This window comes from Actinomadura sp. NPDC023710, assembly GCF_040639875.1.
GTDB classification, from domain to species: domain Bacteria; phylum Actinomycetota; class Actinomycetes; order Streptosporangiales; family Streptosporangiaceae; genus Spirillospora; species Spirillospora citrea.
In genome coordinates this window covers 146,996-154,737 of sequence record NZ_JBFAGB010000023.1, presented here as the reverse complement: position 1 = coordinate 154,737, position 7,742 = coordinate 146,996, and the positions used below count along the sequence as shown (strand labels likewise).

General features: G+C 74.5%; 8 protein-coding genes. 3 read left to right on the top strand and 5 right to left on the bottom strand.

Going from position 1 to position 7,742, the window contains the following annotated elements; translation table 11 throughout:
- Window positions 1-161 precede the first annotated feature (161 nt).
- Entirely contained in the window at window positions 162-593 is a 432-nt protein-coding gene (locus AB0H37_RS26130) for a MarR family transcriptional regulator (RefSeq protein WP_360615829.1), read from the bottom strand.
- A gap of 115 nt (window positions 594-708) precedes the next feature.
- Here AB0H37_RS26130 and AB0H37_RS26125 point away from each other — a divergent pair, with 115 nt between their 5' ends.
- Window positions 709-1,788 carry an alkene reductase gene (locus AB0H37_RS26125; protein WP_360615828.1) on the top strand — a complete coding sequence of 360 codons (1,080 nt, stop codon included), beginning with the start codon at window positions 709-711 and terminating at the stop codon, window positions 1,786-1,788.
- Between the two features lie 4 nt (window positions 1,789-1,792).
- Here AB0H37_RS26125 and AB0H37_RS26120 read toward each other — a convergent pair whose 3' ends face one another.
- The 3 genes from AB0H37_RS26120 to AB0H37_RS26110 all read right to left on the bottom strand — a co-directional run bounded on the left by AB0H37_RS26120 (window position 1,793) and on the right by AB0H37_RS26110 (window position 5,327).
- Entirely contained in the window at window positions 1,793-2,401 is a 609-nt protein-coding gene (locus AB0H37_RS26120) for a transcriptional regulator (RefSeq protein ID WP_329097099.1), read from the bottom strand.
- Between the two features lie 203 nt (window positions 2,402-2,604).
- Window positions 2,605-4,782: a bifunctional polysaccharide deacetylase/glycosyltransferase family 2 protein gene (locus AB0H37_RS26115; RefSeq protein WP_360615826.1), complete on the bottom strand. Its 2,178-nt coding sequence runs from the start codon at window positions 4,780-4,782 to the stop codon at window positions 2,605-2,607.
- 2 nt (window positions 4,783-4,784) lie between these two features.
- Window positions 4,785-5,327: a hypothetical protein gene (locus AB0H37_RS26110; protein ID WP_360615824.1), complete on the bottom strand. Its 543-nt coding sequence runs from the start codon at window positions 5,325-5,327 to the stop codon at window positions 4,785-4,787.
- Between the two features lie 117 nt (window positions 5,328-5,444).
- Here AB0H37_RS26110 and AB0H37_RS26105 point away from each other — a divergent pair, with 117 nt between their 5' ends.
- A complete protein-coding gene (locus AB0H37_RS26105) occupies window positions 5,445-6,074 on the top strand; it encodes an RNA polymerase sigma factor (protein ID WP_329097106.1) in 630 nt (209 codons plus the stop codon).
- Window positions 6,071-6,760: a hypothetical protein gene (locus AB0H37_RS26100; protein ID WP_360615822.1), complete on the top strand. Its 690-nt coding sequence runs from the start codon at window positions 6,071-6,073 to the stop codon at window positions 6,758-6,760. The genes AB0H37_RS26105 and AB0H37_RS26100 overlap by 4 nt, the downstream gene beginning before the upstream one ends.
- A 7-nt stretch (window positions 6,761-6,767) precedes the next feature.
- Here the strand turns inward: AB0H37_RS26100 and AB0H37_RS26095 are convergent, their stop codons facing one another.
- The gene (locus AB0H37_RS26095) at window positions 6,768-7,571 is read right to left on the bottom strand and encodes a transporter substrate-binding domain-containing protein (RefSeq protein WP_179831548.1); all 804 of its coding nucleotides are present in this window, start codon (window positions 7,569-7,571) and stop codon (window positions 6,768-6,770) included.
- Between the last annotated feature and the right edge of the window lie 171 nt (window positions 7,572-7,742).

The window sequence follows — 7,742 nt, the reverse complement described above, 5'->3', positions numbered from 1 at the left end:
GGCAGATGCTCGCCGCGGCCGGCAAGGGGGCCGGTTTCTCGATCAACCTGACGACGACCAGCAGCGAGCTGGGCACCGGCACCCCACGACCCGCTTGCGATCGCCGCATCGCACCGGCTGATGTCGGTGCAGGAGGCGAGCAGCGCCACCCCCGAGGGCGGTCAGGGGCGGAGGCGGGTCAGGAAGGGGGCGATGTTCGGGTCGGTGGTGGCCTCGTCCAGGGCCTGGGTGAGGGTCTCGGTGTAGGTGGGGGCGGCCTTGTCCTGGACGGCGCGGCCCTCGTCGGTGATGACGGTGTAGACGCCGCGGCGGTCCTTCGGGCACATGGCGCGGCGGGTGAGGCCGGCGGACTCCAGCCGGGCGACCAGGCGGCTGACCGAGCTCTGGTTGAGGCCGATCAGGTCGGCGAGTTCCTGCATGCGCAGCTCTCCGTCCTCGGCGCGGGCGAGGTGGCACAGCGCGCGGTACTCCGACAGGCCGATCCCGTGGCGGCGCTGCAGGGCCTTGGCGAGACGGTGCTCGACCCGCCCGTGCAGCACGACGATGCCGTCCCAGAGCGCCCCGTCCGCCGCGGCCTTGGTGTCCACGCCCATCGCGCACCCACTTCCTCTTGACGCCAGTTTACATGCAATGCCAACATGTGCATGTACATACAACTCATGCATGTACATAAAAGTTGCCTCGCGCCCGCCCGAAGGGATGAGGACGATGACCAGCCCCCTGCTCGCCCCGTACGAGGGCCCGCACCTCAGGCTGCGCAACCGGATCGCGATGGCGCCGATGACGCGGGGCCGGGCCGACGACGTGACCGGCGTCCCCCACCCGCTGACCGGGGAGTACTACGCGCAGCGCGCCGGGGCGGGCCTCATCGTCACCGAGGGGATCTGGCCGCACCCGCTCGGCAAGGGCGGCCCCGGCATCCCCGGCCTGGTGACGCGGGAGCAGATCGCCGGATGGCGCGCGGTGACGGGCGCCGTGCACGAGGCGGGCGGGACGATCTTCGCCCAGCTCTGGCACGTGGGCCGGATGTCGCATCCGCTCAACCTGGCGGGCGGCGCCACGCCCGTCGCCCCCTCGGCGGTGCGCATCCGGTCGGAGGGCATTCACACCAACGAGGGGAACGTCCCCCACGTCACGCCGCGCGCCATGACGACCGCCGAGGTCGAGGAGACGATCGCCGCGTTCGCGGTCGAGGCCCGCAACGCCGTCCGGGCCGGGTTCGACGGCGTCGAGGTGCACGGCGCGAACGGCTACCTGGTCCAGCAGTTCCTGGCCGAGAACACCAACCGCCGCACCGACCGGTTCGGCGGCTCCCGCGAGGGCCGGCTGCGCTTCGCCCTCGACGTCGTGCGGGCCGTGGCGGACGCGGTCGGGCCGGAGCGCGTCGGGCTGCGCATCTCCCCCGACAACCCGGAGAACGAGATCGCCGAGGAGGACCCCCGGGGCACCTACCGCGCCCTCGTGGACGCCCTCGACCCGTCCGGCCTGGCCTACCTGCACGTCATCGAGCGCGGCGCGTACGGGGCGCTGGCCGACCTGCGGCCCCGCTGGTCGGGCACACTGATCGGGAACTTCAACGGCCCCGAGCCGACGTCCCAGCGCGCCGGTGAGGAGGTCGTCGCGGCGGGCCTGGCCGACGTCTTCTCCTACGGCCGCCTCTTCATCGCGAACCCCGACCTCCCCGCGCGGTTCGCGGCGTCGGCCCCGCTGGCCCGCCCCGTGGAGGACCTCGTCTACGGCGGCCACGCCGAGGGCTACGTCGACTATCCCCCGCTCGCTCGCGTGTGACCGCTCAGGACTCCACGGACCAGAAGGCCACCTCGTGCCGCATGCCCTCCATGAAGAGGCGTTCCGCGGTGGCCGGATCGGGCTCCGCCTCGTCGATCATCTGGGCGATGCGGGCGGCGAGGTCGGCGAAGCCGGGGTCGGCGTAGGTGTCGACCCAGCGGCGGTAGCGGGGCTCGGACGGCGGGTTCTCGGCGAGGATCCGCCCCAGCGTGGAGTAGCCCCACATGCAGGGGTACAGGGCCGCGAGGCCGTCGGCGTACACGGCGGCACTGTCCAGCAGGAAGGACGTGTAGGCGGCGCACGCGGGCCCCTTCCGGGCGCCGTCGAGGTCGGCGGAGAAGCTCGCGGAGAGGGAGCGGTGCAGGTCGAGCTCGTCGTGGAAGGTGGCGTGGGCCAGGTCCACCAGGTCGCCCAGGTGGGCGTCGGGAGCCTGCCACGCGAGGCGGGAGAAGACCCGCACGTAGTCGTGCAGGAAGAGGTAGTCCTGCTCCAGCCAGGACCGGAACACGGCCTCGTCGAGGTTGCCTTGGGCGATGCCCTTGACGGTGGGGTGCTGGAGCTGTTCGTCCACCAGCGGGCGGCCGAGTTCCTCCAGGTGCGCGGCGAGACTCATGGCGCCAGTCTGCCGCAGAGACGACCAGGCCCCGCCGGGTCGTGAGAGACGACCAAGCCCCGCCGGGTCTTGCGACCCGGCGGGGCCTTGGTCTGGCACCGGTGTGTGGGTCGCCTCTCGGCGAAAGGCACAACACGGCTCCAGCCGAACGGTATTCCGTGAAGGCGATAGGTGAGGCCCGGGGACACCAGGCACACCGGCTGTCATCTGTAACCGATGAGCCCCGGGGATTGTTCCCGGCCCCCGAAATCCGCGAAGGTCCCCGTCCGCCGGATGGTGTGCCAGCCCAGGCGGGCCCCCAGCAGCGCGGTCACCACGGACTGCACGACCACCAGGTACATGAGCTGCCGGTAGACGAACTGCTGGAGCGGCAGCGCCCACAGCGGGCGGACGGACTCGCCGTCCAGCCACAGGGCGTAGGCGCCGGCGGCGGCCTGGGCGGCGACGAAGAGCGTCCAGGAGACGACGGGCACCAGCGGGTCCAGGAAGAACAGCCCGAACACCGCGAACAGGTCGATGGCCGGGGCGAACAGGGGGAGCAGCACCTGGAACACCGTCAGGTAGGGCAGGCAGCGGCGCCCGAACCGCCCCGACCCGCCGCGCTCGACGACGGAGCCGCGGTGCTTCCACATCGCCTGCATCGTCCCGTAGCACCAGCGGTACCGCTGCCTCCAGAGCTGCCGCAGCGACGACGGCGCCTCCGTCCAGGCCAGGGCCTTCTCCTCGTAGACGACGCGCCGCCCGGTGCGGCAGATCGCCATGGTGAGGTCGGTGTCCTCGGCGAGGGTGTCGCCCGGGACGCCGCCCACCTCGGCGAGGACGGACCGCCGGAACGCCCCGATCGCGCCCGGCACGGTCGGCATGCACCGCAGGAGGTCGAACATCCGCCGGTCGAGGTTGAAGCCGATGACGTACTCGATGTGCTGCCAGCGGCCGAGGAGGCCGCCCCGGTTGGCGACCTTGGTGTTGCCGCTGACCGCGCCCACCTCCGGGTCCGCGAAGGGGGCGATCAGGTGCCGGAGGGTGTCGCGCTGGAAGACGGTGTCGCCGTCCACGAGCACGAGGATCTCGGACCGCGCCGCGGCCATGCCCGCGTTGAGCGCGCTCGGCTTCCCGCCGTTGGGCTTGCGGAGGAGATGGAGCCCGGGCAGGCCCAGGGACTCGACGATCGCGGCCGTGCCGTCGCTGGACCCGTCGTCCACCACGATCACCTCGACGGTGCCCGGGTAGTCGGTGTTCAGCAGCGTGGTGACCGTCGCCGCGATGCCGACCTCCTCGTTGTAGGCCGGGACGACCACGGAGACGGGCGGGAACGGGTCCGGCGGCAGCCCGCCCGGGGGCGGCGGCGGCCCGCTCGCGCGCCGCCGGCGGCCCGCGGGCCTTCGCACCCGGCGCATGTGGACGTGCGCGAACACCAGCAGCGCCACGAGGCGGAGCACGCACAGGAGGCCCGCGACACTGAACACCGCGCCCATGGTGCCGGTGAGCCCGGACGCGGCGCGCTGGGCGGCCACCAGCGTCCAGCCGACGGCCCGCTCGCGCGCGGGCACCGCGACCTCGGCGGGCGGCATGCCCAGCGCCTGCGCGAGCGTGGTGAAGCGGTAGCCCTGCGGCTGGAGCCGGTCGAGGATCCGCCCGACCGCCGCGACCGTCTCGGACCGGTCGCCGCCCGAGTCGTGCAGCATCACGACGGCGCCCTCGCCGCGCGCGCCCGCCGCCAGCGCCCGCCGGACGATCGTCTCCGTGCCGGGACGCGCCCAGTCCTCGGTGTCGCGGTCGGTGAGGACGACGACGTAACCGTCCTCTCCCGCCCGTTCGGCCGCGCGCCACTCCGGCGCGGTCAGGCCGTCCGGGCGGGAGGAGTACGGCATCCGCATCAGCCTGGTGTGGACGCCCGCCGCGCCCGCCAGCGCGCGTTGGGTGAGGTCCATCTCCAGTCGCGCCCGCCAGCGCGGCGCGGCGGCGAGGTCGGCGTGCGTGTAGGTGTGCGAGCCGATCTCGTGGCCCTCGCGGAGGATGCGGCGGGTCAGCGCCGGCTCGCGGGCCACGTGCGAGCCGACGGTGAAGAACGTGGCGCGCGCGTCGTGGCGGCGCAGGACGTCCAGGATCCGGGGCGTCCACTCGGGGTCGGGGCCGTCGTCGAACGTCAGCGCGATCGTCTTCGCGGGCATGCGGAGGCTCTTCGGGACGCCGCCCGAGAGGTTGACGACGGGACCGCCCGCGGTCACCCGGGACGGCGCCGGTCCGGAATGCCCCGGATCGGCCCGCGGGGCCTCGCCGACGGTCCCGCCCGCGAAGCCGTCCATCAGCAGGAGCACGGCCAGCACCAGGCCGCCGAGCGACAGCAGGATCCAATGGCCCCGCGGTTCACCGCGCCGCATGCTCAGCGGCTCTTCTTCTTGCGGCCCCACGCGGGAGGTGTCGCCTGCGAGTTGCCCGGGGCGCTCGTGGCGGTGCCCGTCGCCGTCGCCGCCGGCGGGGATGACACCCTGGGCGCCGTCGGCGCCGCCGGGACCCCAGGCTCCGCGGGTCCGGCGGACGCGCGCGGTGACCGGGCGGCCGGCCCGGTGGGCCGGGGACGCCCGGACGGGGCCCGCTCACCCGCCTCCCCCACCGGGACGCTCGGACGGCCCACCTTCGCCCGCGGCTGGGCGGACGGCTCGCTCCACGGCGTCAGCGGGACGTCGGCGCCCGTGGTCATGCCGAGGCCGAGCGCGCCCAGGAACACCAGGAGCACCGCGCCGACGAACAGGCCCAGCCGGCGTCCGATCCGGGCGCGCCACCCGGTCGCGTCGACGAAGACGGGCGCCGTCTCCGCCTCCTCCCGCGGGAAGGGTTCCGTGAGAGGCCGGGTCGGGGGAGGGGCGACCGGCGCCAGGCCGGTGACAAGGAGCTCGTCCCGGTCGTGCGAGGCGTTGCCGATCATCTTCGTCCGTCATCTCGTGCGGGGGGCGGCCGGGCGGCCGGTCGGGGGGTTCACTCCGTCAGCGCGAACCCGCGCTTACGTGTCACACCACAACGGGATTGCCTGCACAATGGCGCGGTGGACGAGGACGAGCTCGGCCGGGCGCTGCGGGCGGCGCAGGACGGCGACGAGGAGTCCTTCCGCATGCTCTACCGCGATGTCCAGCCCCGCCTGATCCGTTTCGCCGGGGCCATCGTCGGCGCGGACGCGGAAGACGTGACGTCGGAGGCGTGGCTGCAGATCGCCCGGGACCTTCCGACGTTCCGCGGCGACCTCGACGGCTTCCGCGGCTGGACCGCGACGATCACCCGGCACCGGGCGCTGGACCACCTGCGCCGCAAGTCCCGCCGCCCCGGCTCCGACCTGCCGGTCGAGGAGCTGGTCGCGATGGCCGCCGATGCCGACACCGAGCTGGACGCGATCGACGGCATCGCCACCGAGCGGGCGCTCCGGCTGATCGCCGACCTGCCCCGGGACCAGGCCGAGGCGGTGCTGCTGCGCGTCGTCGTGGGCCTGGACGCCAAGTCGGCGGGCACGGTGCTCGGCAAGCGCGCGGGCGCCGTGCGGACCGCCGCCTACCGAGGGCTGCGGCGCCTCGCCGAGCGGCTGGCGGCGGCTCGCGCGGACGCCGCCGACGGCGCGGCGGACACCCGCCCCCTCGTGCGCGGTGACACAAGCGGCGGCAGCGGCGCTGAAGGGGTGATATGAGCGACGACACCGAGCCCGGACGGCTGGACCCGCGCGCCGCCGAGCGGCTGCTCGACGGCGCCGGCGGCCACGCCGAGCTGGGCGAGCTGCTCGCGGCCGCCTCCGCGCCCGGCCGGCCCCGCGAGCTCGCGGGAGAGGACGCCGCCGTCGCCGCCTTCCTCGCCGCGCCCCGGCCGGCCCGCCGCTCCCGGGCCGCGGCCCTGCGCCGGTTCCTGACCGCCAAGGTCATCGCGGTGGTGGGCGGCTCGATCCTGCTGTCCGGCGGCGCGGCCTTCGCGACCGGGAACTTCCCCGGCCAGGACGCGGCGCCCGCGCCCTCGCCGGCGCCCCACGAGCGCAAGACCCGCGAGCAGGGCGGCGGCTCCGGGTCCCACCCCCCGCGCCGACCCGGGACGGGGCCCTCGCCCGAGCCGTCCGAGGGGCGGGGCAAGGCCGCCGGCGAGCACGGCAAGACGTCCGCGCCCGGTCAGAAAATGAAGACCAAGAGTCCGAAGGTGAAGCCGGCACCTCCGCGCGGCCCGGGGAACAACAACGGCACGATCCGGCCGACCACCCAGAGCAAGCCGAGCAAGAAGAACGGCTCCCAGGGGAACGGGGCCGCCAAGGGCGCCCCGCAGAGCGGTCCCCAGAGCGGTGACCCCCGGACCAACGTCCCGCTCCTGGGCGGTGGCGACGGCGGGCGGTGACCGGCGGTCACAGGCAGCCCTCGAACTGCGGCACCTGCACGTCCGACAGGTCAAGACCGGACGAGCCGAACCACTTGCTCATGAACGCCGCCATCGTCCCGTCCTGGTACATCCGGGTGATGGCCGTGTTGAGCGCCTCGCAGCCGTCGGGGTCGCCCCGCCGGATCGCGATGCCCGTCCGCCGCTCGCCGAACCGGGCGTTCAGCAGCCGGAAGCCGGCGCCCTTCCGCGTCTTCAGCCCGGCCAGGATGGTGTCGTTCGTGGTGATGGCGTCGATGCGGCCGTCCGCCAGCATGCCCATGCACTCGTCGTAGGACCGCGCCGCCACGGGCACGGCGGGCACCTGCCGCTCGACCGTCACCGCCTCGGCGGCGCCCGATCCGGTGACGGCGCAGATCCTGCGCCCCTTCAGGTCGCGGACGCCGCGCACGCCGCGCTCGCGGTCCCGGACGAGGATGTCCTGGTACGACAGGAGGTAGGGGCCCGCGAACGCGAGCCGCTGCTTCCATTCGGGCTCCAGCCAGAACGTCAGGACCATGTCGACGTCCCCGTCGCGGAGCAGCCGTTCCCGGTCCCGCGCCAGCGCCGGGACGAAGCGGACCTTCTTCCCCAGCCGCGCGGCGAGGTAGCGGGACACGTCCACGTCGAGGCCCTCGAACGTGCCGTCCGGGCGCCGGAACCCGATGCCCGGCAGGTCCGGCCGCACGCCCGCGGTCAGCGTCTCCTCGCCGAGGATGGACGCCGCGTCGCGGCCCGCGCAGCCGCCGAGCAGGAGGGAGCCCGCCAGTGCCGCCGCGATCGGTCGCCGCATCTTTCGCCTCCTGCCCACGGTCCCGGCCCGTCGAGCAGGGCGCGCCCGTCATCAAGGTGGCAGGCGGCCGGACGTCCCTCCACACGGTGACCGCATCCGGCCCTCCCTCCGCCGCCCGCGGCCACGGGTCCGCCGGCCCGCCGGACCGCCGTAAACATTCCGTAAACGGTG